The sequence below is a fragment of the Photobacterium iliopiscarium genome, from assembly GCF_003026395.1.
Lineage (GTDB): Bacteria > Pseudomonadota > Gammaproteobacteria > Enterobacterales > Vibrionaceae > Photobacterium > Photobacterium iliopiscarium.
Genome location: NZ_PYOO01000002.1, coordinates 502,248 through 526,047, shown reverse-complemented (window position 1 = coordinate 526,047; position 23,800 = coordinate 502,248). Strand labels below are relative to the sequence as shown.

At 40.7% G+C, this 23,800-nt stretch carries 25 protein-coding genes; 14 read left to right on the top strand and 11 right to left on the bottom strand.

Annotated features, from left to right (window positions below):
• Positions 1 to 23 precede the first annotated feature (23 nt).
• Both thiL and pgpA read left to right on the top strand, forming a co-directional pair.
• Complete coding sequence (gene thiL / locus C9J51_RS05780) at positions 24 to 1,010, top strand: thiamine-phosphate kinase (RefSeq protein ID WP_045039197.1); 987 nt, start codon at positions 24 to 26, stop codon at positions 1,008 to 1,010.
• A gap of 9 nt (positions 1,011 to 1,019) precedes the next feature.
• Positions 1,020 to 1,508, top strand: a complete 489-nt coding sequence (pgpA, locus tag C9J51_RS05775; RefSeq protein ID WP_082301429.1) for a phosphatidylglycerophosphatase A — start codon at positions 1,020 to 1,022, stop codon at positions 1,506 to 1,508.
• Positions 1,509 to 1,594: 86 nt separating this feature from the next.
• Here the strand turns inward: pgpA and dxs are convergent, their stop codons facing one another.
• The 3 genes from dxs to xseB are packed head-to-tail and all read right to left on the bottom strand — an operon-like array spanning position 1,595 to position 4,622.
• Positions 1,595 to 3,460: a 1-deoxy-D-xylulose-5-phosphate synthase gene (gene dxs / locus C9J51_RS05770; protein WP_045039198.1), complete on the bottom strand. Its 1,866-nt coding sequence runs from the start codon at positions 3,458 to 3,460 to the stop codon at positions 1,595 to 1,597.
• A gap of 24 nt (positions 3,461 to 3,484) precedes the next feature.
• The gene (gene ispA, locus C9J51_RS05765; RefSeq protein ID WP_107236639.1) at positions 3,485 to 4,387 is read right to left on the bottom strand and encodes a (2E,6E)-farnesyl diphosphate synthase; all 903 of its coding nucleotides are present in this window, start codon (positions 4,385 to 4,387) and stop codon (positions 3,485 to 3,487) included.
• The gene (gene xseB, locus C9J51_RS05760; RefSeq protein ID WP_045037567.1) at positions 4,377 to 4,622 is read right to left on the bottom strand and encodes an exodeoxyribonuclease VII small subunit; all 246 of its coding nucleotides are present in this window, start codon (positions 4,620 to 4,622) and stop codon (positions 4,377 to 4,379) included. Before xseB ends, ispA begins: the two co-directional genes overlap by 11 nt.
• Positions 4,623 to 4,979: 357 nt before the next feature.
• On the opposite strand from xseB, the gene pomA reads away from it, so the two are divergent.
• The 3 genes from pomA (at position 4,980) to thiI (ending at position 8,332) form a co-directional block, all read left to right on the top strand.
• Positions 4,980 to 5,741 (top strand): flagellar motor protein PomA, encoded by a 762-nt coding sequence (gene pomA, locus C9J51_RS05755; RefSeq protein ID WP_045037568.1) that lies wholly within the window; start codon positions 4,980 to 4,982, stop codon positions 5,739 to 5,741.
• A 9-nt stretch (positions 5,742 to 5,750) separates the two neighbouring features.
• Positions 5,751 to 6,656, top strand: coding sequence for a flagellar motor protein MotB (locus C9J51_RS05750; RefSeq protein ID WP_045039199.1), 906 nt, complete (start codon positions 5,751 to 5,753; stop codon positions 6,654 to 6,656).
• A 224-nt stretch (positions 6,657 to 6,880) separates the two neighbouring features.
• Positions 6,881 to 8,332: a tRNA uracil 4-sulfurtransferase ThiI gene (gene thiI / locus C9J51_RS05745; protein ID WP_045039200.1), complete on the top strand. Its 1,452-nt coding sequence runs from the start codon at positions 6,881 to 6,883 to the stop codon at positions 8,330 to 8,332.
• 100 nt (positions 8,333 to 8,432) lie between these two features.
• Here the strand turns inward: thiI and C9J51_RS05740 are convergent, their stop codons facing one another.
• From C9J51_RS05740 to C9J51_RS05705, 8 genes are all read right to left on the bottom strand, one after another.
• Positions 8,433 to 9,041 carry a DJ-1 family glyoxalase III gene (locus C9J51_RS05740; RefSeq protein ID WP_045037571.1) on the bottom strand — a complete coding sequence of 203 codons (609 nt, stop codon included), beginning with the start codon at positions 9,039 to 9,041 and terminating at the stop codon, positions 8,433 to 8,435.
• Positions 9,034 to 9,939 (bottom strand): 2-dehydropantoate 2-reductase, encoded by a 906-nt coding sequence (gene panE, locus C9J51_RS05735; protein WP_045037572.1) that lies wholly within the window; start codon positions 9,937 to 9,939, stop codon positions 9,034 to 9,036. Before panE ends, C9J51_RS05740 begins: the two co-directional genes overlap by 8 nt.
• 108 nt (positions 9,940 to 10,047) lie before the next feature.
• Positions 10,048 to 10,854 (bottom strand): nucleoside-specific channel-forming Tsx family protein, encoded by an 807-nt coding sequence (locus tag C9J51_RS05730; RefSeq protein ID WP_045037573.1) that lies wholly within the window; start codon positions 10,852 to 10,854, stop codon positions 10,048 to 10,050.
• A 308-nt stretch (positions 10,855 to 11,162) separates the two neighbouring features.
• Entirely contained in the window at positions 11,163 to 12,551 is a 1,389-nt protein-coding gene (locus C9J51_RS05725; protein ID WP_045039201.1) for an AmpG family muropeptide MFS transporter, read from the bottom strand.
• Between the two features lie 179 nt (positions 12,552 to 12,730).
• A complete protein-coding gene (locus tag C9J51_RS05720) occupies positions 12,731 to 13,099 on the bottom strand; it encodes a hypothetical protein (RefSeq protein ID WP_045037574.1) in 369 nt (122 codons plus the stop codon).
• A 48-nt stretch (positions 13,100 to 13,147) separates the two neighbouring features.
• Complete coding sequence (locus C9J51_RS05715; protein WP_045037575.1) at positions 13,148 to 13,699, bottom strand: peptidylprolyl isomerase; 552 nt, start codon at positions 13,697 to 13,699, stop codon at positions 13,148 to 13,150.
• On the bottom strand, positions 13,699 to 14,274 hold the full coding sequence (locus C9J51_RS05710; RefSeq protein ID WP_052667731.1) for a YajG family lipoprotein: 576 nt from the start codon (positions 14,272 to 14,274) through the stop codon (positions 13,699 to 13,701). Before C9J51_RS05710 ends, C9J51_RS05715 begins: the two co-directional genes overlap by 1 nt.
• An 82-nt stretch (positions 14,275 to 14,356) precedes the next feature.
• Positions 14,357 to 15,481 (bottom strand): methyltransferase, encoded by a 1,125-nt coding sequence (locus C9J51_RS05705; RefSeq protein WP_107274895.1) that lies wholly within the window; start codon positions 15,479 to 15,481, stop codon positions 14,357 to 14,359.
• Between the two features lie 150 nt (positions 15,482 to 15,631).
• On the opposite strand from C9J51_RS05705, the gene bolA reads away from it, so the two are divergent.
• The 9 genes from bolA (at position 15,632) to nqrM (ending at position 23,771) form a co-directional block, all read left to right on the top strand.
• The gene (gene bolA / locus C9J51_RS05700; protein WP_045037577.1) at positions 15,632 to 15,946 is read left to right on the top strand and encodes a transcriptional regulator BolA; all 315 of its coding nucleotides are present in this window, start codon (positions 15,632 to 15,634) and stop codon (positions 15,944 to 15,946) included.
• 558 nt (positions 15,947 to 16,504) lie between these two features.
• Complete coding sequence (locus C9J51_RS19570; protein ID WP_107236754.1) at positions 16,505 to 17,845, top strand: Na(+)-translocating NADH-quinone reductase subunit A; 1,341 nt, start codon at positions 16,505 to 16,507, stop codon at positions 17,843 to 17,845.
• Between the two features lie 3 nt (positions 17,846 to 17,848).
• Positions 17,849 to 19,093 (top strand): NADH:ubiquinone reductase (Na(+)-transporting) subunit B, encoded by a 1,245-nt coding sequence (locus tag C9J51_RS19565; protein WP_045037578.1) that lies wholly within the window; start codon positions 17,849 to 17,851, stop codon positions 19,091 to 19,093.
• Positions 19,083 to 19,874 carry a Na(+)-translocating NADH-quinone reductase subunit C gene (locus tag C9J51_RS05690; protein ID WP_045039203.1) on the top strand — a complete coding sequence of 264 codons (792 nt, stop codon included), beginning with the start codon at positions 19,083 to 19,085 and terminating at the stop codon, positions 19,872 to 19,874. The genes C9J51_RS19565 and C9J51_RS05690 overlap by 11 nt, the downstream gene beginning before the upstream one ends.
• The gene (locus tag C9J51_RS05685) at positions 19,867 to 20,499 is read left to right on the top strand and encodes an NADH:ubiquinone reductase (Na(+)-transporting) subunit D (protein ID WP_036795778.1); all 633 of its coding nucleotides are present in this window, start codon (positions 19,867 to 19,869) and stop codon (positions 20,497 to 20,499) included. Before C9J51_RS05690 ends, C9J51_RS05685 begins: the two co-directional genes overlap by 8 nt.
• A 7-nt stretch (positions 20,500 to 20,506) precedes the next feature.
• Positions 20,507 to 21,103 (top strand): NADH:ubiquinone reductase (Na(+)-transporting) subunit E, encoded by a 597-nt coding sequence (gene nqrE / locus C9J51_RS05680; RefSeq protein ID WP_045037580.1) that lies wholly within the window; start codon positions 20,507 to 20,509, stop codon positions 21,101 to 21,103.
• A gap of 23 nt (positions 21,104 to 21,126) precedes the next feature.
• Positions 21,127 to 22,350, top strand: coding sequence for an NADH:ubiquinone reductase (Na(+)-transporting) subunit F (gene nqrF, locus C9J51_RS05675; RefSeq protein WP_045037581.1), 1,224 nt, complete (start codon positions 21,127 to 21,129; stop codon positions 22,348 to 22,350).
• 162 nt (positions 22,351 to 22,512) lie between these two features.
• On the top strand, positions 22,513 to 23,538 hold the full coding sequence (locus C9J51_RS05670; protein ID WP_045037582.1) for an FAD:protein FMN transferase: 1,026 nt from the start codon (positions 22,513 to 22,515) through the stop codon (positions 23,536 to 23,538).
• A gap of 11 nt (positions 23,539 to 23,549) precedes the next feature.
• Positions 23,550 to 23,771, top strand: coding sequence for a (Na+)-NQR maturation NqrM (gene nqrM / locus C9J51_RS05665; RefSeq protein WP_045037583.1), 222 nt, complete (start codon positions 23,550 to 23,552; stop codon positions 23,769 to 23,771).
• The last annotated feature ends 29 nt before the right edge of the window (positions 23,772 to 23,800 follow it).

Below are 23,800 nucleotides of genomic sequence, written 5' to 3'. Positions count from 1 at the left end.
TTTTACTTAAGGAATAGAAAATTATGGCAAAAAGTGAATTTGATATCATCAAACAGTATTTCGCACACCAACAACAGCAACGTGATGATGTCGTTTTAGCGATTGGAGATGATTGTGCTTTAGTTAATGTTCCTGCAAATTATCATGTTGCAATAAGCACTGATTCATTAGTTGCGGGCACACATTTTTTAGTCGATGCCGATCCTGCTTTTGTCGCTTATAAAGCATTAGCATCTAATATAAGTGATTTAGCGGCAATGGGGGCAACCCCTACATGGGTGTCATTAGCGTTAACATTGCCCATTATTGATGAAGCGTGGTTAGCGCCTTTTTGCCATAGTTTTTTTGAACTTGCTAATCGATATAATATTCAATTGATTGGTGGTGATACCACTAAAGGCCCGTTGAGTATTACCTTAACTGTGCAAGGCTTAGTGCCCCAAGGCCAAGCATTAACCCGTAGTGGTGCACAAGTCGGTGATGATATTTACGTAACGGGTAATTTGGGTGATAGCGCCGCAGGACTTGCTCTGATATTAAATAATCAGTCCCAATGTGAGCCATCTCTCGCGGCAGCGCTTGTTGAGCGGCATTTCAAAGCACAACCACGGGTGAATGTGGGTGAGGCTTTACGTGGCATTGCATCGGCGGCATTAGATATCTCTGATGGCGTGATTGCGGATGTAAAACATATTGGTGAGCGTTCTCAAGTTGCGATCGATATTGATGTTGAAAAATTACCCTTATCTGCTGAGCTGCTTGCATTTTGTGAAGGTGATCGCCAACAAGCGCAACAGTTAGCATTAACCAGTGGCGAAGAATATGAACTTTGCTTTATGGCTTCAAAAGCTAATCGAGATGCATTAGAGATGGCTTTAGCGCATACTAATGTTAAATATAGCTGTATTGGTGAAGTGACTGCGGGACGTGGTTTATCATTATTACAGTTAGGTAAGCCATTGAATTGGAAATTATCCGGTTGGGATCATTTTGGTATAACAAATAATTAGGGTATTAACGTGAGTACAAATCCAAAAGATTTATTAAAAATGAATAATCCTTGGCATTTATTAGCCACAGGATTTGGCAGTGGTTTAGCAAAATATATCCCAGGAACCATGGGAACGCTGGCCGCCATTCCGTTATACCTTATTCTTGCTCAATTGCCTTTTGGTTGGTATTTAGTCGCCGTTTTGGTTGCTGCTCTTATCGGAATACGTATTTGTCATATTACCTCTACTGACATGAAAGTGCATGATCATGGCAGTATTGTATGGGATGAATTCGTTGGTTTTTGGATAACGATGGCAGTTGCACCCACTGTATCCTGGAAATGGATATTGGCTGGTTTTATTCTATTTCGCTTTTTTGACATGCTTAAACCATGGCCGATCAGTTGGCTAGATAAACATGTCGAAGGGGGTTTTGGGATTATGATTGATGATGTTCTTGCTGGATTTATGGCAATGATATCGTTGTGGTTTGTTGGTTACTGGTTAGGCTTCTAAGTTTTATTTGTTACTGATAAATAACAAAAAAGCCATGAAGTGTATGCTTCATGGCTTTTTTGATTGCTGTTAGCATAAATTAACGCTTATTTAGCGAGATACTCAACAATTTGTTTTTCAATGCCGGCACCATCTATTGCTAACATATGGTGTAATTCAGCTTGAGTTCCTTGTTCTATAAATCGATCAGGTAAACCGATGTTCAATACAGGTTTCATGCATTTTTGCTGCATTAGAAACTCAATCACACCGCTACCTGCGCCGCCAGCAATCACATTTTCTTCAACAGTAACTAGCACATCATGATTCGCTGCTAATTCAAGAATTAATGCCTCATCAAGCGGTTTCACAAACCGCATATCGGCAACGGTTGCATTTAAGTTTTCAGCGGCATCCAAGCTATAACCCAGCATGGCGCCAAAGTTTAAAATAGCAACTTTCTCACCGTGACGGCGAACAATGCCTTTACCAATTTCTAGTGCTGTCATGGTAGTTTCAACTTCAGTGCCTAGACCACAACCGCGTGGATAGCGTACTGCACTCGGACCTTGATGTTGATGGCCGGTATAGAGCATTTGACGGCATTCATTTTCATCGCTTGGCGCCATGATCACCATATTTGGGATACAACGCATAAAGCTAATATCAAATGCACCTTGATGAGTTTGACCATCAGCGCCAACTAAACCTGCACGATCAATCGCAAACATTACCGGTAAATTCATAATGGCAACATCATGAATTAATTGGTCATAGCCACGTTGTAAGAAGGTTGAGTAAATAGCCACAACTGGATGATAACCACCAATTGCCATACCGCTTGCGAGTGTAACTGCGTGTTGTTCTGCAATCGCAACATCAAAATATTGAGCCGGGTATTCTTTTGAAAAGCGTACCATGCCTGAACCTTCACGCATGGCAGGGGTTATTGCCATCAGTTTGTCGTCAACGGCGGCCATATCACATAGCCAGTCACCAAAAATTTTAGAAAAAGTTGGACTAGTATTTTTGGCTTTTGGTAGTGGTTTTTCACTTAAATCAAATTTTGGAACCGCATGGTAATTGATCGGATCGGCTTCTGCTGGCGCATAACCTTTGCCTTTTTTAGTCATGATATGCAGAAATTGCGGCCCTTTAAGCTGACGTATATTCTTGAGTGTTTTTACTAACTCATCAATATCATGGCCATCAATAGGACCAATATAATTAAAGCCAAGTTCTTCAAACATCGTGCTTGGCACAACCATGCCTTTAATGTGTTCTTCTGCGCGTTTAACGATTTCTTTAATCGGGGGTGCATTAGACAGTACTTTTTTACCGCCTTCACGAATGGATGCGTAAAAATTGCCTGCCAATAAATGTGCGAGGTGATTACTTAAACCACCTACATTTTCAGAAATCGACATTTCATTATCATTTAGAATGACCAACATATCGCTATGTATATCACCAGCATGGTTCATGGCTTCAAATGCCATTCCTGCTGTAATCGCACCGTCACCAATAATACTGACAACTTTACGGTCAAGGCCTTCTTTTTCAGCCGCAATCGCCATGCCTAAACCAGCACTGATTGATGTTGATGAGTGTCCGACAGACAGAACATCATATTCACTTTCATCACGCCAAGGGAAGGGATGTAATCCTCCTTTTTGGCGAATGGTCGACATTCGATCGCGACGACCCGTTAAAATTTTATGCGGATAAGCTTGATGGCCAACATCCCAGATAACATGATCAAATGGGGTATTATAGACATAGTGAAGCGCAACGGTCAGCTCGACTGTACCGAGTCCGGAGGCAAAGTGGCCGCTGGTTTGGCTAACCGTCTTGAGTAAATAAGTACGTAACTCATCACAAACTTGAGGCAGACTTTCAGCGGGCAATAATCGTAATTCATCTGGCGTATTTGCTAATGCGAGATGCGGGTATTTTGATATATCCAAAGTCATAACTGTTCGGCGCTTTTACTGATTTTAGTTATTGCGCTCGATAACATATCGGGCAAAAACTTCCAATTGATAGGTATTGTAAGGTATTGCTGATAACGCTTGTAACGCCTCTTGATAAAGTTGTTGCGCTTTTTGTTGTGCGCCTTCTAACCCAAGCAGTGCAGGATAGGTACTTTTATCGAGCTCAAGATCTGAGCCTTGAGGTTTACCTAGCGTTTCAGTGTCGCTGATTACATCTAAAATATCATCTTGAACTTGAAATGCGAGGCCTATAGCATCGGCATACATGTCGAGCTGTGGCAGAATTTCTCGTCCTTTTTCGCCAGCAGCCAGTGCACCTAATCGAACGGCACAACGGATCAAGGCGCCTGTTTTGTGTTTATGAATTAATTCTAGTTGCTCAAGCCCAACATGTTGGCCTTCAGCTTCTAAATCGAGTGCTTGTCCTTGACACATACCCGCAGCACCAGAGGCTTGCGCTAATTCGCTAACCATGGCAATACGTTGTTGATGTCCTTCTGGACTTAAACGGCCTTGGGCAATAATTTCAAAGGCTAACGTTTGTAATGCATCACCCGCTAAAATAGCGATCGCTTCATTAAAAGCAATATGGCAAGTGGGTTGACCGCGACGCAATGCATCGTTATCCATTGCGGGCAAATCATCATGAATTAACGAATATGCATGAATACATTCAACCGCCGCAGCGGCAGTATCAAGATCATCATAATCGACACCCAGCATTTCACCGGTTACGTATGTCAGATAAGGACGAGCACGTTTTCCGCCCAACAGAGTACCATGCTTCATGGCCTTTAGTAGGGTTTGGTCTGAAAAAGGTTGTTTATTTAACCAATCGATTAGGCATTGGTTGTTACGTTGTTGCAGCGTTTTAAGCGTCTGCGATAGCGGTACACTATTCGTCATGGCTTGGCTCAAAGTCGGTTAATGGTGCATTATCATCAGCATGTAATAAAATTTCTACGCGCTGTTCTGCTTGGGTTAACTTTAACTGACTGTTGCGAGCCAATGAAATACCACGCTCAAATTTCTTCAACGCATCTTCCAGTGGGATATCACCCGATTCTAGTTCATTGACAATGGCATCTAGCTCATCAAGTGCGGCTTCGAATGCCATATTTTCAGGTTTTTTTGCTGCCATATCATTTTCACTCTTATCTAAGTGCAAGAAAAATAACGTAGTGACTATCTAAGGTCAAATTATGTCACAGTAATCTGTGCCACAGACAGTAATTTTCATCGTTGGGATCAATAAATATCACTCAATGATGGAAATAAAACCCTAAATGAAACGTGATTATGGTCGATAAAGAGTTAGCTTGCGATAGATAGTGCTGTTGACGTTTTATCCTATGATCGCAATCTTTTATTTTATGAGGCGATATGGCGCTGCGGTTTAATGAACGCTGAACATTATCCTTATAAATTTTTATCCTATGTTAATTGGCTGTCAGATCGTTAAATTAAAAATTAAAAACGGCAGCGAAGGAGTTCTTGCGTGGATTTGGCAACACTTATCGGATTGGTTGGGTCATTCGCTTTTATTATAATGGCAATGTTAGTCGGTGGCGATTTGGTGATGTTTGCCGATACCTCCTCGGTATTGATCGTTTTTGGCGGCAGTTTGTTTATCGTACTGATGAAATACAATATCAGTCAGTTTTTTGGTGCCGCAAAAATTGCTGCAAAAGCATTTATCTTTAAAACAGATAAACCCGATGATCTTATTGCCCAAATAGTCACAATGTCTGATGCTGCACGAAAAGGTGGTTTTTTAGCGCTTGAAGAAATGGAGGTAGAAAACCCGTTTTTGCGTAAAGGGATTGATCTACTTGTTGATGGCCATGATGCCGATACGGTGCGAATGATCTTAAGAAAAGATATTGCCTTAACCAATGAACGCCATGAACAAGGTGCAAGTATTTTTTCTGCGTTAGGGGATGTTGCGCCTGCGATGGGAATGATCGGGACACTCATTGGTTTAGTGGCGATGTTATCGAATATGGATGATCCTAAATCTATCGGGCCTGCGATGGCAGTGGCATTGTTAACCACATTATATGGTTCTATTTTAGCGAATATGGTGGCATTGCCTATCGCGGATAAATTAATGCTGCGTAAAAATGAAGAGCGGTTAAATCGATTATTGATTCTTGATGGGGTATTAGCGATTCAAGAAGGTCAAAACCCACGTGTGATTGATAGTTATTTAAAAAATTATTTGCATGAGAAAAAACGCCGTTTAAATTTTGATGAATAAGGGTGGATGATGGATTATTTACCACCACAACAAAAAAAAGGTGCACCGGCATGGATGGCGACCTTTGCTGATCTCGCGACCTTATTGATGTGTTTTTTCGTGTTATTGCTGTCGTTCTCTGAAATGGATGTATTGAAATTTCAACAAATTGCAGGGTCAATGAAAAATGCTTTTGGGGTTCAAAATGTATTAAATGTGAATGATATCCCTAAAGGTACCAGTATTATTGCGCAAGAATTTCGCCCCGGACGACCAGAGCCAACCCCGATTGAAGTCATTATGCAACAGACAATCGATATGACTAAACGCTCATTAGATTTTCATGATGGTATGGATGAACGTGACGCTGGGTCGCGAAAAGATTCGCTAACATTAGATGGTGGCAATCAAGACAATACTGCGAGTGATCAACGTCAACAGCAAGCTCAGACGGTATCTCAAATAGAGAAAATATTAGCTCAAGCATTAGCACGAGAAATCAGTGATAACACGGTGGAGGTTGAATCGTTTGGGCAGCAGTTAGTGATTCGTATTAAAGAAAAAGGTGCATTTCCAGAAGGATCGGCATTTTTACAACCTAAATTTATTCCTCTTATTCAACAAGTCACTGAATTAGTAAAAGATGTTCCCGGTATTATTCGTATTAGTGGTCATACCGATAACCAAGCGTTAGATTCTGAGCTGTATCGTTCAAAGTGGGATATATCATCCCAACGAGCGGTGTCTGTTGCACAAGTGATGGAACAAGTAAAAGGGTTTGACCGAAAACGAATGCGGGTAGTCGGGATGGCCGATACCACTCCGATTGCGGATAATAAAACGGCTCAGGGGCGCAGTCGTAATCGACGGGTAGAAATTTCGATCGTACAAGGTCGGCCACATTATTCTGAAGCAGTCAGTGCTGAAAAAAAATAGGGTATTGATTTTTTTTGGTGCTGATATTTGCTGGTTGGTGTGATTGTGACTAAGGTAAACACAGTATAAATACCAATAATAAGCGCGTGACTGAGTAAGATAAGTGATGCTGTTCGCATATCCTTGTTTCAGTGGCAGACACCTTGCTGTATAATTCGCGCCTTTAATTCCGTTTGGTACTTTATTCTGTTTGGTACTTTAGACCCAGTGAAGCGAAGTGTGTTATGAAATTTATAGTTAAACCACATCCAGAGATTTTTGTTAAAAGTGATTCAGTACGTAAGCGTTTTATCAAAATTCTTGAGTCTAACCTGCGTATTATTTTAAAGCGTCAGTCTGAGTCTGTTAGTGTTTATAACCGTCGTTTTTCGTTAGAAGTGAACGAACCTGATGAAACTAAACGCGACATGGTGCTTACAGCCCTAACGCAAACACCAGGTATTCACCACTCACTTGAAGTTCAACAGACGGAATTTACTGATCTTCATAATATCTTTGAGAAAACACTGGAACTTGTTGGTGACAGTCTTGAAGGTAAAACATTCTGTGTGCGTGCAAAACGTGTAGGTAAACATGACTTTACTTCGATTGAAGCAGAACGTTATGTTGGCGGTGGTCTGAATCAAGCGATTGAGAGCGCAAAAGTAAAACTTAAAAAACCTGATGTTACGGTTAATATTGAGATTGAGAATAATTTACTTAACCAAGTATTATTCCGCCATAAAGGTTTAGGTGGTTTCCCTCTTGGTACACAAGAAGATGTATTAAGCCTTATTTCTGGTGGCTTTGACTCTGGTGTTTCAAGTTACCTTCATATTAAACGCGGCAGTAAAGTGCATTACTGTTTCTTTAATCTTGGTGGCCCTGTTCATGAGATCGGTGTTAAGCAAGTTGCTCACTTCTTGTGGAAAAAATACGGTTCATCTGCCAAAGTTAAATTTATCGCTGTTGATTTTGATCCTGTTGTTGGTGAGATTTTAGAAAAAGTCGATAACGGTCAAATGGGTGTGGTCCTAAAGCGTATGTTTATGCGTGCTGCGGGTCGTATTGCTGAGAAGTTCGGCATTCAAGCATTAGTGACTGGCGAAGCGTTAGGTCAGGTTTCAAGCCAAACGCTGACTAACCTTCGTATGATTGATAACGTGACTGATACGTTAATTCTTCGTCCGCTGATCAACTGGGATAAAGAAGATATTATCGATGTATCACGCCAAATTGGTACTGAAGATTTTGCGGCAACTATGCCTGAATTCTGTGGTGTAATTTCAAAGAGCCCAACAATTAAAGCTGTAAAATCAAAGCTTGAGATTGAAGAAGAGAAATTTGATTTTACTATTCTTGATCGCGTTATAGATGAGGCACGAGTGATGGATATTCGTGAAATCGAAAAACAGAGCCAAGAACAAGCCCCTGAAATTGAATTAGTCGAGAACATCTCAGCTGATGCTGTTGTACTTGATATTCGTAGTCCAGATGAAGAAGATGAAAGTCCGCTAGAGCTTGATGGCGTGGAAGTGAAGCATATTCCATTCTACAAGTTAGCAACTCAGTTTGGTGACTTACCCAAAGAGAAGACTTACTTACTTTACTGTGCTCATGGTGTGATGAGTCGTTTACAAGCTTTATACTTGAAAGAGCATGGCTTCGAAAACGTAAAAGTATATCGTCCACTATAATTAATGCCATATTCGCGGATGTAATACCGCGCTTGTGACATCAAAAAAGCCCTCAATGATCTGATCATTGAGGGCTTTTTTTAATGTTGATGGTGCGACATTAACGCTCAGGCATAATATCGTAATGCATGTTTGGCCACACCACCATTGATTCAGCAATCGTGGCTGTTCTGGCTTTATTGGTTAGCTGAGTCACAATATCAAGCGCAAATTCTTGTGCTGTACCTGGGCCTTGACTCGTCAGTAATCGAGCATGTTTATCATACACCACGCGCTTAGGGCGTAATTGTGGCGTTGGAATTTGATCATGAAAAGCGGGATGACAGGTCATTAGCGCTTTAGTAAACATGCCATTAGCGGCAAACATAATGGCAGGTGTGGCACAAATAGCGGCAATTAATTTACCATCATAATGGTGTTGTTTAACAAATTCGACCACCAACGGGCTATCACGAAAATGCTCTGCTCCTGCAACGCCTCCGGGTAATACCACCGCATCAAATTGTTCATCTGCAATGGCGATTAATGCGGTATCAGCAACCAGTTTAATGCCACGTGACCCATCAACAATTAATGCACCATCTTCAGCTGCGCTGGCAACAATAACCTCAAATTGAGCCCGTTTTAAAATAGCGATAGCATTAATTGCTTCCATCTCTTCAGTGCCGGGGGCAATACAAACGACGACGCGAGGACATAATTCAGGCATGGTTTAGTGACTCCATATGTTTAATTGCCTGCCATAATTGATTATTTATTGGTGTATCAATCTTGTGGCGTTGGGCTTGTTGAACCAAATAACCGTTAATATAATCGATTTCGGTGAGGCGATGATGAAAAATATCGCGATTCATGGATGAATAGTTACTAGCTGTTGCTTTAATAACATTATCAACTTGGTGACGTAGCTGTTGTTGGGTAGTCGTAAAGCCTTCAGCGGTCATGACTTGTGCAACTTCTAAGCAAATAGCATCTAGCTGTGATTGATAACAAGCTTGTGCTAAATCACCATTACAACATTGATGAAGCGCAGTGAGCGGGTTAATGGCGCAATTGATGGCCAGTTTTTGCCATAGCGGCTGATAGATATTAGCTTGCCATTGCGCAGGCGCTAAAGCAGCATCAAACAGAATGGCTATATGGGACTGAGATTGTGCAGGATCATTGATAGCGCCCAGTGAGGTTTGCCCTAAGCCTGTGTGCTGGATCGTTGTCTGGGTAGGTTTAAAAGCTGCTTGAGAGGTAGTGGTATAGATAATCGGATTATGCGGCAATAATTGTTGAACCTGCGACTGAGTACCGATGCCATTATGCATAATAATTACCACGCAATCGGTATTCAAATAAGGTAATAGCGGCGTCAGTGCGGTAACAACTTGAAACGCTTTAACAGTAACAATAAGTAGTTCACTGGCTGCGAGAGCATGAGGATCGTTACAGTTGAAGTGATGGCTATCGGTTGTGGTTGGTGAGGTTAATTCACTAAAATGCAGTGTTGTTTCAGTCTCAGAATGTCGAGTCCACAATTGTACAGTATGCTGTTGTTGGGTTAATTTTACCGCCCATAATGCACCAATAGCACCAGCGCCTAACAGGGTTATGTTCACAGTCGAATCCGTTATTAGCCTAATTTGCTGCATGATAACATTGTGGCTAATTACAGCGATCAAAAAAGGCGCTATCAGCGCCTTTTTTTATGGTGTTATACCGTCAGCTTAGAACTTGTAAGATAGGCTGAAGTATTGTGAAACACCTGATGATTTAAGACCGAAAGTACCGTCATCAATACCGTAGACATTATGGTAAGCTTTTAGACCGTAACCAACTGCGTAGCGATCTGTGTGCCATACGATACCGTTGTACATCACGCCGCCATTGCTTGCTGATGCGTATTCTTTCTTCATACCAAATTGGTAATCAATGTAACCTTGGTAAGAGATGAAAGTACCGTTTTCAAAGGTATAAACAGGCTTGAACCAGTTAGTTGATACTTGGTAACCGTTCCAGTCTTTTTCGTTCATGTCATATAGTGAGTAAACGTTAAAGCCCATTTTGCCTAACCATGGCACTTCAATATCAGAACCTAAACCAACGAAGTAGTTATTAACGCCGCCGTTGTTACCGCCCCAGTTAAATAGTGTTGCTACATAAAGTTCTTTTACTGGGCCGAAAGATAGGTCTTTACCGGTTAATGCATCAAGAGAAATGCGCGGTGCAAATTTCATGAACATCTTATCAGCTGCTGATGCTTTATCGCTGCTATCAGAGTTAGTTAGGTTAAATACATCAACATAACCATAAAGATCGAAAATTCCTGAACGACCGCCAAATTCCATTTCTAGGTAATCGTGACCTGAATGTGCATCTGCTGGGCGAGGTAATTCTTTTAGCGCGTACATTAAGTTAAATTGCATCCACTTATAATCATTTTTGTGGATGTTGTCAGAGTAATCTGCCGCATTAGCTAACGAAGGTAATGCTGTTGCTGCTAAAACGCTTAATGCTACTAGTGATTTGCGCATCTTGTTATCTCGCTCATGTTGATCTAGATGGTGGATTCTGGCCGCCCCGTTTGTTGGCGCTGATTCTAGTGCTTTATTACTCGTTTGGGAATGAAACGATTGCGCAATCCTTTACCATTTGTGATCACGATCTAATGTAATCGATTACACTAACTAAAAATGTGACATTGATCCACTGACGAAAGATTAGAATGAACTTTAAATTGTCTTGATAGACTAACGGGCGCGCAATTAAAGCAGTGAGTTTGAGCGAGTCGGTGACGGAAGTTAGCGACTTGTGGCTAACTTCCGTGGCGATATGATTGTCTTTAAGATGATTCGGTTGGTTTGGTTATAATATTAAGCGCCGAATTATTAGCTAAAATTCGAATTAATATTAATACTGGAACACCCATTAAAGCGGTGGTTAAGAAAAACACATTGTAACCGAAGTGGTCAATATAAATGCCAGAAAACCCCGCAAGAAATTTAGGGAATAATACCATTATCGAACTAAACAACGCATATTGGGTTGCTGAGAATGCGACATTGGTTAAACTTGACATAAACGTGATAAAGGCAGCCGTCGCAATACCTGCCCCAAGGTTATCCGCTGAAATAACCAGTGTTAGCATTTCAAGGTTATTGCCGACATAGCTAAACATAATAAATAATAAGTTAGTGATAGCCGACAGTAATGCGCCTAAAGCGAGTATTTTAAGGGTGCCAAATTTATTAACTAAAATTCCCCCTAAACCGGCACCAACAAGCGTCATTGCTACCCCAAAGATTTTTGAGACGGAAGCGACTTCATTTTTAGTAAAGCCCATATCAACATAAAACACATTAGCCATCACCCCCATTACAATATCTGAAATGCGGTAACAACTAATTAAAAGTAATATCAAGAGGGCATTTTTACCATAACGCTGAAAGAAATCTCGAAATGGCATAATAACGGCGGTATAAAACCAAGCACTTAAATTGGCATGGTGTTTATTATAGCCTTTATCCATAAGTTGCAGTTTGTAGTCGGTTTCTATTTTATTGATGGCACTATTATCAATCGTAGGTTCTTTGACAATAAACGTGGTGATAACGCCAATGAGCATCATTGCCGCCATCATAAAGTAAGCACTTTTCCAGCCACTCGGGTCATAACCCGTATTTGAACCAAACCAAGCCGCAAATGCCAATGTACCCGCACCCGCCATGATCATCGCTAAGCGGTAACCTGCTAAATACGTAGCCGATAACGCTGCCTGCATACGTTCTGTTGCGAGTTCTATACGAAAAGCATCAATAACAATATCTTGTGTGGCAGAAGCAAAGGCAACCATGATGGCAAAAATAGCGAATTGAAATAAATCAGTTTGCGGGTTACTTAATGCCATGCCGCATAATGATAAAATAATAATAAGTTGTGAAAATAGCATCCAGCCGCGACGACGGCCAAATAAGCGTGAAAATATCGGTAATGGAAAACGATCCACCAAGGGTGACCATGCCCATTTAAAACCATAAGCTAAGGCGACCCAGCTAAAAAAGCCAATACTTGTTTTACTTACGTCGGCTTCACGAAGCCAAAAAGACAGAGTACCAAACACTAATAAGATCGGTAATCCGGATGAAAATCCAAGTGCTAACATGATCAAGGCTTTAGGGTTAGCGTAAATTCGCCAACCCTTAGGGGTTTCTATTGGTGTCGCTTTATCCATATCTTCCTCTGGAAATGAAGGTAACAATACTTGTCGCTAGCGTACTGAATATTTGAGATTTTTATTGTAAAACGAAAGATTAGCAGCTATCAAAAACGTGCGCATCGACGTGATGGTTATCTGACAAAGATTTTACGCTTAAATTCTGTTTTAATGCAGATTTAGATAAATTAATGGCATTAAGGACGATTTATTGTTGTAAGTTGTGGGCAAGGGCCAATATTGAGTAAATAACAGCTGATAGTGGCGACTTTGTGTTGAATAAAGCGATCCCCCATTAACTGATAATCGCTAATGCCATTCAATGTTTGTATTAAAGACCAATAACTGGCTTCATATTGATTGGCGGGTTGTGGATTATCATGAGGGAGTGTCCACCATTGCGCTAATTGATGGTTAAATAAATTTTGAAGTTGAACATAAGTAATTTGTCCGTGACTAGCAGCAATAGCATTGAGTGCTAAAACTGGCGCGTTATCGACAATAAATTGTTGTAAGCACCGTTCTTGTGCGGGGATTGCGGGACGATTATAAGCAAGTGTCAACATAGACGTCACCTGTTACGTGAGTAATTACGTACAGGTGACGTAATCACATTATTTAATGACTTTCATGGCTTCAATAATGATCGGTTGTTGTGGAATATCACTCATACCTGTTTGTGGGTTTGAGGTTGTTGGGATGGTTGCCATTTTTTCAACCACAGGGAAGCCTTTTATTACCTTACCAAATACAGCATAGCCTGTTCGGTTACCTTGAGTATTTAAGAAGGCATTATTTGCGAGATTGATATAAAACTGACGGGTGGCTGAGTTTGGATTTTGAGTACGAGCCATTGCAATGGTTGCCATATCATTGGGTAAACCATTATCCGCTTCATTTTTGATTGGTGGGTAACTAGGACGTTGTTTTAACGCTTGATCAAAACCACCACCTTGCGCCATAAAACCGGGAATAACACGATGGAAAATAGTGCCGACATAACTGCCATCATCAACGTAACGTAAAAAGTTTTTAGTTGTAATGGGTGCTTTTGCTTCATTTAATTCGACAGTAAAGCTACCAATATTTGTTGTGACCAGTACCTTGGTGGCAGCACTAACGGGTAATGCAACCAGTAAGCATAAAGCTAATAAAAAACGCGACATTATATATTCTCCGTAAGGTATTTATTTAGTTCACTATCATTAGCGATTTCGTTGAGTACAGAATTCATGAGTTTATTCATGCTTGTTGCGATATCTTTATTCGATGCTGTTAGTGCATCCTCACGACTTGAGCGGCCTGAGTAACGTTTACTAAATTGACCCGCTGGTGTATTAACCATTAATTGCAATTGTAGGTCACTGTGCATGTTATATTTTACCAACCCTTGATTGACGGTCACTAACGCTTTTTCAACCTTAACTGTCATGGTGGATGTTGCATTATTTGTAATGCTAAATCCTTGACCTGTAAGTTGTTGGGCTAATGCTTGACGCAATGTTAATGATATAGGTTGTTGTGGCTGGATGATTTGTACGTTTTCAGTACTACCATTGTCAATGACAGCAATATAACTGTTTGAGGCTTGATCTACACAAGTTAAGTTAAGCGCTTTGTTATTGGCCCATGGTTGTGATGTAAAGACGGCAGTGGGCATCAATGTAACCGGTGCTGGTGGTGTTGTTGCACATGCACTTAATACTAATGTTGATACAAGAACAAAGTATTTTTTGATCATAAAGCATTCCCTTTGCTTAAATTAGTAATAAAAGATAATTATTGTCGTTTATTTGTTGATTTAAACGACAATAAGCCGTGGTTTATTTTATTGCACGTAATACAACAAACTTATCATTATGACCAATAGTATCAACTTTGGTGAAAATGCGGTTTAATTTCTCATGGTATTTCAATTGGCGATTACCAATGATAATTAATTCACCATTTTGACGTAATACTCGTTGGGCATCACAGAACATTTGCCAAGCAATGTGATCAGTAATGGTATTGTTTTGATGAAAGGGCGGATTACATAACACCAGATCAGCACTTTGATTATCAAAATCATCAAGACAGTTTGATGCCAGTACGTTAAATTTTTCAGCTGTCGTAAGATTTAATCGTGCATTTTCACGACAAGAAGCAACGGCCATAAAGCTTTCATCAACACAGGTAATATTAGCGTGTGGGTTTAAGCGAGCCGCTTTAATACCAATCACACCATTACCACATCCTAAATCAATAATGTCATTATATTGAGCATTTTTGGGAATGAAATCTAATAAAAAACGACCGCCGATATCTAAACTATCACTAGAGAATACATTGGCATAATTAGTCATCGTTAAATCATGCTCAGGTACTGTCCAGCTCGTAGGCTGTGGCATTGGCATCGCTAGTGATTTATTGACGGTAGTGAATATCAATCGTGCTTTTTTAACCGCGAGAGAGGTTTTGGTCGTGCCTAAATATTTCTCAAACAATTTTAAAGTTGAAGAGTGAATTTCTTTTACTTTACCCGTTGTGATCACTACACAATCTTGCGGTAATAGGTGACAAAGTTGTTGTAATTGCCAACTAAGTAGACGATTGTTTTTAGGTTGTTTAATCAATACTAGTTGTGGATTTTCGGGTAATTCAGCGAGACAATCAATAATAGTGGCTGTCGGTAAATTATTGACACTTAGGTTATTAATAATGGCTTGCTGGGTGATAAAAGAATCCGTCACAGTGGTAACGGGTGCTTGATTTGCAAACCAGCAACTTAATGCACCAAAATTATCATTGAGGATCAATATTGGCCGTAGAGGATCAATATCTATTGTATGACAATGATTGATCAAGTATTCATCTGCGGCATCCCATGCTTGCAGGGTTTCATTTTTGCGTACAGGGAAACGGGTTAGCGTTAAAGTACGTTGGTGCAAGGTTAGCTCTGGTTTCATTAAGAATAACTTTCGAGTATGTTGGCGAAATAGTAGAGCATTTTCGCAGAACAGAGAAACGCTTGAAAGGAAATCTATCAAGTTAACACCATAATAATGAGGAATTGTTATTATTAGTGGTGAAAAACTGCTTTTTTAGTTGAGGATATTATGATTCAGCCCCAAATCGAAGCAAAGTTAAATCATAGCTTTGCACCTGTGCATCTTGACGTTCTTAATGAAAGTTATATGCACAACGTTCCTGAAGGTTCAGAAAGCCATTTCAAAGTAGTGGTAGTGAGTGCTCAATTTGAAGGTCAACGTCTTATTTCTCGTCACCGTGCGGTAAATCAGTGTTTAGCCGATGAGTTAGCAAACCATATTCATGCACTTGCTATCCATACTTATACAGAATCAGAGTGGCAGCAACAGTGTAATGCACCCGTATCACCACCGTGTCATGGTGGTTCAACACTGGATAACTGATAATTGTGTTAGTATTATAAAGTCGTTAATAAAACGACTTTTCTTATGACATTTTTAAGCGGTTATCGTATTAACTACTGTCGAACGGTATTGTTACTGTAATGTTAATGTTATAGTTAAAATAAAACTAACTATCACGTAGTTGGTAATAAATTTGTATTTATGTTGACGTGATGTGTTGATGGGTGTTTTTTTTTACTGTTTTGTTAAATAAATGAACGTGTTTGAAATTTAATATTTATGTAAAAAAATCCCGTAAATGTGCAGTTGATCATATTTATTAGTTAATAAACCTATTGCGTCTCATTTGTTGCTTGGTTTTCACACGGAATCGAGTGGATTACCATAGAAAAAATGAGTTAATTAATGGTAGAATCGCGGGCTGAAAAATTACTCGCGCATTAATGTTTGTAGCGAGGTAGTTAACTGGATGTTGCGATACGGAGTCGTTCAGTGGTTAGGTCCACTGCCTGTTCATCGATATCAGGCCAAGGAACGTAGTATCTTAATTACGCAATATGAAAATTCTTTTTTCCCTTTAATGTAGTGCAAGTGCGTATGATTACAATAAAAAAGGGTTTGGATATCCCAATATCAGGGACTCCGGCCCAGGCGATACACGATGGCAATGCCATTTCTAAAGTCGCCTTGCTTGGCGAAGAATATGTTGGTATGCGTCCTACAATGCATACTCGCGTAGGGGATGTAGTGAAAAAAGGTCAGATTCTTTTTGAAGATAAGAAGAATCCTGGTGTTAAATTCACTGCGCCAGCTAGCGGCAAGGTAATAGAAGTTAACCGTGGTGCTAAACGCGTTCTACAATCAGTAGTTATTGATGTAGAAGGTGATGAGCAAATCACATTTAACAAATATGATGCAGCGCAATTAGCACAGTTAAATCGTGCCGTTGTGGTTGATCAATTAGTTGAATCAGGTATGTGGACAGCGCTTCGTACGCGCCCGTTCAGTAAAGTACCCGCTGTTGGTTCAGAGTCGAAAGCTATTTTTGTTACTGCAATGGATACTAATCCATTAGCGGCTAACCCAGAAGTAATCATCAATGAACAAAGTGAAGCGTTCATTGCGGGTTTAACTGTGCTTTCACGTTTAACCAGTGGCAAAGTTTACGTGTGTAAATCAGGTGCAAGCCTGCCTCGTTCAGCTGAAGCTAATGTTGAAGAGCACGTGTTTAATGGTCCACACCCAGCAGGTTTAGCCGGCACACATATTCATATGTTGTTTGGTGCAGATGCGAAGAATATTGCATGGAATATCAATTACCAAGACGTGATTGCGTTTGGTAAGTTGTTCCTTACTGGTGAAATTTTCACTGGTCGTGTTGTCGCGTTGGCTGGTCCTGTTGTGACTAATCCACGTTTAGTTCGCACTCAAATTGGTGCTTCTATTTCTGACTTAACTGATTCAGAAATGATGCCTGGCCAATTACGTGTACTATCAGGTTCAGTGCTTAACGGTGTTAAAGCTGAAGGTGTTCATGGATACCTTGGTCGTTACCACTTACAAGTTTCTGCTTTACGTGAAGGCTATGAGAAAGAATTCTTAGGCTGGATTGTTCCTGGTAAAAACAAGTTTTCTGTTACTCGTGCTTTCATGAGCCAGTTCTTCCCAGGTCAGTTGTTTAATATGACAACAACGACGAACGGTAGTGAACGTGCCATGGTGCCAATTGGTAATTACGAAAAAGTAATGCCACTTGATATTGAACCAACATTATTACTGCGCGATATCTGTGCAGGTGATATTGACAGTGCACAACAATTGGGCCTCTTAGAACTAGATGAAGAAGATCTAGCACTATGTACGTTCGTGTGTCCTGGTAAATATGAGTTTGGTCCAATGATGCGTGAGTGTTTGGACAAAATTGAGAAGGAAGGGTAATTCATGGGTTTCAAGAATTTCCTCGAAGGCATCGAGCACCACTTTGAACCAGGTGGTAAGCATGAGCGTTGGTTTGCGTTATATGAAGCGTTTGCCACTCTTATGTATACGCCAGGACAAGTGACGCGTTCATCTGCGCACGTTCGTGACAGTATTGATCTTAAACGTATCATGATCATGGTATGGTTTGCGGTTTTCCCAGCAATGTTCTGGGGTATGTATAATGTGGGTGATCAAGCTATTGCTGGTCTTAACCATTTATACACAGCAGACAAATTAACAGCAGTAATTGCTGCTGACTGGCATTACTGGTTTACCCAGATGCTAGGCGGTACTCTATCAGCGACTGCTGGTTGGGGTAGCAAAATGCTACTGGGTGCGACTTACTTCTTACCTATCTACGCAGTTGTATTTGCGGTCGGTGGTTTCTGGGAAGTAATGTTCTGTATGGTACGTAAGCATGAAGTTAACGAAGGTTTCTTTGTTACTTCGATCTTATTTGCTTTGATCGTTCCGCCAACACTACCACTTTGGCAAGCCGCTTTAGGTATTACTTTTGGTGTCGTTGTCGCAAAAGAAATTTTTGGTGGTACCGGTCGTAACTTCCTTAACCCAGCACTTGCTGGTCGTGCTTTTCTATTCTTCGCATACCCAGGTCAGATTTCTGGCGACCTAGTATGGAATGCGGCGGATGGTTTTTCTGGCGCGACACCGCTAAGTCAGTGGTCTCAAGGTGGTCAAGCAGACGTAGTTAACACTATTACTGGTCAATCAATCACTTGGATGGACGCATTTGTTGGTCATCTTCCAGGTTCAATTGGTGAAGTATCAACTCTCGCTATCCTTATTGGTGGCATATTCATTGTTGTTATGGGCATTGCTTCATGGCGTATCATCGCTGGTACATTGATCGGTATGATCGTTGTTGCAACGCTATTTAACATCATTGGTTCTGATACTAACCCAATGTTTAACATGCCTTGGCAATGGCACCTAGTTCTAGGTGGTTTTGCGTTTGGTATGATGTTTATGGCGACAGATCCAGTGTCGGCTGCGTTCACCAATAAAGCAAAATGGTGGTACGGCGCACTGATAGGTGCAATGGCTGTAATGGTACGTGTAGTTAACCCTGCATATCCAGAAGGCATGATGCTAGCGATTCTATTTGCTAACCTATTTGCACCTCTATTTGACAACCTAGTTGTTCAAGGCAACATCAAACGGAGACTGGCTCGTCATGGCAAGTAATAAGGATAGCTTCTCAAGAACGCTGATTTTTGTAGTTGTATTGAGCCTTGTGTGTTCAATCATCGTATCTACAGCAGCAGTGGTTCTACGTCCAAAACAACAAGAAAATGCAGTACTTGACGTACAACGTAACATTCTTGCTGTTGCAGGTCTGCTAAATAAAGACACTAACATTCCGCAAACCTATAAGGATTTCATTGAACCTAAATTGGTTAACATTGATACCGGTAATTATGTTGCTGAAGTTGCTGGCGAAGATGCAGCTAAATATAATCAACGCGACGCGGCGAAGAATGATAAAGAATCTATCAAACTTCCAACTAACGAAGATTTAGCAAAGATCATTCGTCGTGCAAATGTGGCGACTGTTTATCTTGTTAAAGATGCAGCTGGTACGTTAACTAAAGTGATCCTACCTATTCACGGTAACGGTTTATGGTCAATGATGTATGCATTCGTTGCTGTTGCAACAGATGGTAATACTATTGACGGCATCACTTACTACGATCAGGCGGAAACTCCTGGATTGGGTGGTGAAGTTGAAAACCCAACATGGCGTGAGCAGTTTGTTGGTAAGAAGTTGTATGATATGAACTTCAAACCTGCAATTAAAATCCTTAAGGGTGGTGCACCTGTAGGTACTGATCACCAAGTTGATGGTCTTTCTGGTGCAACGCTAACAAGTAACGGCGTACAGCATACCTTCGATTTCTGGTTCGGTGCACAGGGCTTTGGTCCTTACCTTGCTAAGTTACGTGCAGGAGATCTGAATAATGGCTGATACTAAAGAAATGAAAAAGATCCTATTTGGACCTTTTATCAGCAATAACCCAATTGCATTACAAATTCTTGGTGTTTGTTCAGCGTTAGCGGTAACTACTAAGCTAGAAACTGCGTTTGTAATGACAATTGCAGTGACATTAGTAACTGCATTTTCGAACTTTTTTGTATCATTAGTTCGTAATCAAATTCCAAACAGCGTTCGTATTATTGCGCAAATGGCGATTATTGCATCATTGGTAATCGTGGTTGACGAAGTATTACGTGCTTACCTTTACGATGTATCAAAGCAACTATCTGTATTCGTTGGCTTGATCATTACTAACTGTATCGTAATGGGTCGTGCGGAAGCATATGCAATGAAATCTGCACCAGTACCTGCATTTATTGATGGTATCGGTAACGGTTTAGGCTATGGTTTCGTACTGATCACTGTTGCTTTCTTCCGTGAGCTTTTAGGCTCTGGTAAGTTATTTGGTATGCAGGTATTGCCACTGGCTTCTGATGGCGGTTGGTATCACCCGAACGGTCTAATGCTATTGGCTCCTTCTGCGTTCTTCCTAATTGGTTTCATGATCTGGATTATTCGTACTTTCCGTCCAGAACAAATAGAAGCGAAGGAGTAAGAGGAATATGGAACATTATTTAAGCCTATTGGTTCGCTCGATCTTTATCGAGAACATGGCGTTATCTTTCTTCTTGGGTATGTGTACTTTCTTAGCAGTTTCAAAGAAAGTTAAGACCTCTTTTGGTCTGGGTGTTGCGGTAATCGTAGTACTTACATTATCTGTACCGTTAAACAATCTTGTGTACAACTATGTACTTAAAGATGGTGCGATTTTCCCAGGTGTTGACCTTACCTTCTTGAACTTTATTACGTTCATCGGTGTTATCGCGGCATTGGTTCAGATCCTTGAAATGGTTCTGGATCGTTTTTTCCCGCCGCTATACAACGCACTAGGTATTTTCTTACCGTTGATCACAGTTAACTGTGCAATCTTCGGTGGTGTATCTTTCATGGTGCAGCGTGATTACAACTTCACAGAATCAATTGTCTATGGCTTCGGCTCTGGTGTTGGTTGGATGTTGGCAATTGTTGCGCTTGCGGGTATCCGTGAGAAGATGAAATACTCAGATGTACCTGCGGGTCTTCGTGGTTTAGGTATTACCTTTATCACTGTTGGTCTTATGGCGTTGGGCTTTATGTCTTTCTCTGGCGTACAGCTGTAATCAGGATAAGGAAGGAATAGTCAATGGATATTATTCTTGGCGTAGGCATGTTTACCTTGATTATCCTGGCTCTAGTTTTAGTGATTTTATTCGCTAAATCTAAGCTAGTACCATCAGGTGACATTACTATCTCAGTAAACGGCGATCCAGAAAAAGCGATCACCACAAGTGCAGGCGGTAAATTACTGACAGCACTTTCTGCTAACGGTATTTTTGTATCATCAGCATGTGGTGGCGGTGGCTCTTGTGGTCAGTGTCGTGTAAAAATCAAATCTGGCGGTGGTGATATTCTACCAACAGAACTTGATCACATTTCTAAAGGTGAAGCACGTGAAGGCGAACGTCTAGCGTGTCAGGTTAACGTTAAATCTGACATGGACATCGAGCTTCCTGAAGAAATTTTCGGTGTGAAGAAGTGGGAATGTTCTGTTATTTCTAACGATAACAAAGCAACCTTCATCAAAGAGCTTAAGCTTCAAATTCCAGATGGCGAAACAGTACCTTTCCGTGCTGGTGGTTACATTCAGATTGAAGCACCTGCTCACCACATTAAATATTCAGACTTTGATGTACCAGAAGAGTACCGTGGCGACTGGGATAAGTTTAACTTGTTCCGCTACGAGTCTAAGGTTGATGAAGATATCATCCGTGCTTACTCAATGGCTAACTACCCAGAAGAGTTCGGTATTATTTTGCTAAACGTGCGTATTGCTACGCCGCCGCCAAATAATCCTGATGTAGCTCCTGGTCAAATGTCATCATTCATCTGGTCACTTAAAGAAGGTGACAAGTGTACTATTTCTGGTCCTTTTGGTGAGTTCTTCGCTAAAGATACTGAAAATGAAATGGTATTCATCGGTGGTGGTGCAGGTATGGCGCCAATGCGTTCTCATATCTTCGACCAACTTAAGCGTCTACACTCTAAGCGTAAGATGTCTTACTGGTACGGTGCACGTTCTAAGCGTGAAATGTTCTATGAAGAAGATTTTGACTCATTAGCAGCTGAAAATCCTAACTTTGTATGGCATTGTGCGTTGTCTGATCCACAGCCTGAAGATAACTGGGATGGCTACACTGGCTTTATTCACAATGTTCTTTATGAAAACTACTTACGTGATCATGAAGCACCTGAAGATTGTGAGTACTACATGTGTGGTCCACCAATGATGAACGCTGCTGTTATCAGCATGCTGAAAGATCTTGGTGTTGAAGATGAAAACATCCTATTGGATGATTTCGGTGGCTAATTATTAGCTCTTCGCCTTGAAAAGAAGGCTGGCCTATTAAGGTCAGCCTTTTTCATTATTAATGAATAGTAATGTTATTTTTATTGTGGTTATTATCAGTTAGTGATGACTAACTATGGTCACTAGAGTAAAAATTACCTTTTATTTCATTGGAGTAGTTGAATGAAAATGTTCCTTATTCGGGCTGTATTTGTGATTACAGCATTGTTAGCGCTTGCCGGCTGTAGTGATCAGCGTCAGCAAATCACTATTAATGGCTCGACAATGGGAACCTATTATTCAATTAAAATTATTAATCAAGATGGTTTGCCAGCAACAAAATTGATCCAACAAGAGATCGATCGTCGTCTAGAGCTCGTTAACGATCAAATGTCGACTTATCGTCCTCAATCTGAATTGAGTTTATTTAATCAAGCGCCAGCGAATAAACCTTTTCCAGTCTCAGCGGCAACAGCAAAAGTGATCACTGAAGCATTACGCATCTCTAAAGCTAGCCATGGCGCTTATGATGTTACTGTTGGACCTGTGGTTAATTTATGGAGCTTTGGTCCTGAAGCGCGCCCTGAATCAATTCCAACCGATAAAGAAGTGACTGCTCGCTTATCTGAAGTGGGCTATCAGCATGTGAAAGTATTACCTGATAATAAGCTGATGAAAGATGAAGCTAAGTTATATGTAGATTTATCGTCAATCGCGAAAGGTTATGGGGTTGATGTGATTGCGGATTATCTAAAAGATGACTTGCACGTTAAAAACTTTATGGTTGATATTGGTGGTGAATTACGCCTACAAGGTAAAAATCAAGCCAATGTTTTATGGCGAATTGCCGTTGAAAAACCAGTAGAGAATGAGCGTGCGGTACAAGAAATTCTGCAAGCGGGTGATATGGCAATCGCAACATCAGGTGATTACCGTAATTACTTTGATGAAAATGGCGTGCGCTATTCGCATTTGATTAATCCTAAAACTGGTCGTCCGATTGATAATCATGTAGTGTCGGTAACTGTTATTGCGCCATCATGCATGACGGCTGATGCTTATGCGACCACCTTTTCTGTAATGGGAGAAGATGAGTCGATTGCATTAGCAAACAAAGAAAATATTCCAGTCATGTTGATTGTAAAAACCAAAAATGGCTTTGTTGAATATAAATCAAACACCTTTAACCAATATGTAGATAAAAAATGATAGAGGCATCCATGGCAATTTATTTAGTAACATTTGCTGTTTTTCTACTGGTTATTGTTGCAATGGCAGTAGGTTATATTTTTCAGCGTAAGTCTGTTAGTGGCAGCTGTGGTGGTTTAGACGGGATTGGCATCGCGAAAGAATGTGATTGCCCTGAACCGTGTGATGCGCGTAAAAAGCGTGAAGCCCGCGCAGCACGTCAAGCTGAATGGAAGAAAAATCAGATTATTTAACTGATTTAAACATTACTATGTAAGCCATT

Coding starts and splice junctions, on each gene's coding strand:
- ispA (WP_107236639.1), bottom strand. CDS start 4,387: ATGACGAATAGTGTACCGCTATCGCAGACGCTTAAAACGCTGCAACAA.
- bolA (WP_045037577.1), top strand. CDS start 15,632: ATGATTCAGCCCCAAATCGAAGCAAAGTTAAATCATAGCTTTGCACCT.
- C9J51_RS05705 (WP_107274895.1), bottom strand. CDS start 15,481: ATGAAACCAGAGCTAACCTTGCACCAACGTACTTTAACGCTAACCCGT.
- nqrM (WP_045037583.1), top strand. CDS start 23,550: ATGGCAATTTATTTAGTAACATTTGCTGTTTTTCTACTGGTTATTGTT.
- C9J51_RS05750 (WP_045039199.1), top strand. CDS start 5,751: ATGGATTATTTACCACCACAACAAAAAAAAGGTGCACCGGCATGGATG.
- C9J51_RS05685 (WP_036795778.1), top strand. CDS start 19,867: ATGGCTGATACTAAAGAAATGAAAAAGATCCTATTTGGACCTTTTATC.
- C9J51_RS05715 (WP_045037575.1), bottom strand. CDS start 13,699: ATGTCGCGTTTTTTATTAGCTTTATGCTTACTGGTTGCATTACCCGTT.
- C9J51_RS05730 (WP_045037573.1), bottom strand. CDS start 10,854: ATGCGCAAATCACTAGTAGCATTAAGCGTTTTAGCAGCAACAGCATTA.
- C9J51_RS19570 (WP_107236754.1), top strand. CDS start 16,505: ATGATTACAATAAAAAAGGGTTTGGATATCCCAATATCAGGGACTCCG.
- thiI (WP_045039200.1), top strand. CDS start 6,881: ATGAAATTTATAGTTAAACCACATCCAGAGATTTTTGTTAAAAGTGAT.
- nqrE (WP_045037580.1), top strand. CDS start 20,507: ATGGAACATTATTTAAGCCTATTGGTTCGCTCGATCTTTATCGAGAAC.
- C9J51_RS19565 (WP_045037578.1), top strand. CDS start 17,849: ATGGGTTTCAAGAATTTCCTCGAAGGCATCGAGCACCACTTTGAACCA.
- xseB (WP_045037567.1), bottom strand. CDS start 4,622: ATGGCAGCAAAAAAACCTGAAAATATGGCATTCGAAGCCGCACTTGAT.
- C9J51_RS05670 (WP_045037582.1), top strand. CDS start 22,513: ATGAAAATGTTCCTTATTCGGGCTGTATTTGTGATTACAGCATTGTTA.
- C9J51_RS05725 (WP_045039201.1), bottom strand. CDS start 12,551: ATGGATAAAGCGACACCAATAGAAACCCCTAAGGGTTGGCGAATTTAC.
- C9J51_RS05720 (WP_045037574.1), bottom strand. CDS start 13,099: ATGTTGACACTTGCTTATAATCGTCCCGCAATCCCCGCACAAGAACGG.
- C9J51_RS05690 (WP_045039203.1), top strand. CDS start 19,083: ATGGCAAGTAATAAGGATAGCTTCTCAAGAACGCTGATTTTTGTAGTT.
- dxs (WP_045039198.1), bottom strand. CDS start 3,460: ATGACTTTGGATATATCAAAATACCCGCATCTCGCATTAGCAAATACG.
- nqrF (WP_045037581.1), top strand. CDS start 21,127: ATGGATATTATTCTTGGCGTAGGCATGTTTACCTTGATTATCCTGGCT.
- C9J51_RS05740 (WP_045037571.1), bottom strand. CDS start 9,041: ATGCCTGAATTATGTCCTCGCGTCGTCGTTTGTATTGCCCCCGGCACT.
- thiL (WP_045039197.1), top strand. CDS start 24: ATGGCAAAAAGTGAATTTGATATCATCAAACAGTATTTCGCACACCAA.
- C9J51_RS05710 (WP_052667731.1), bottom strand. CDS start 14,274: ATGATCAAAAAATACTTTGTTCTTGTATCAACATTAGTATTAAGTGCA.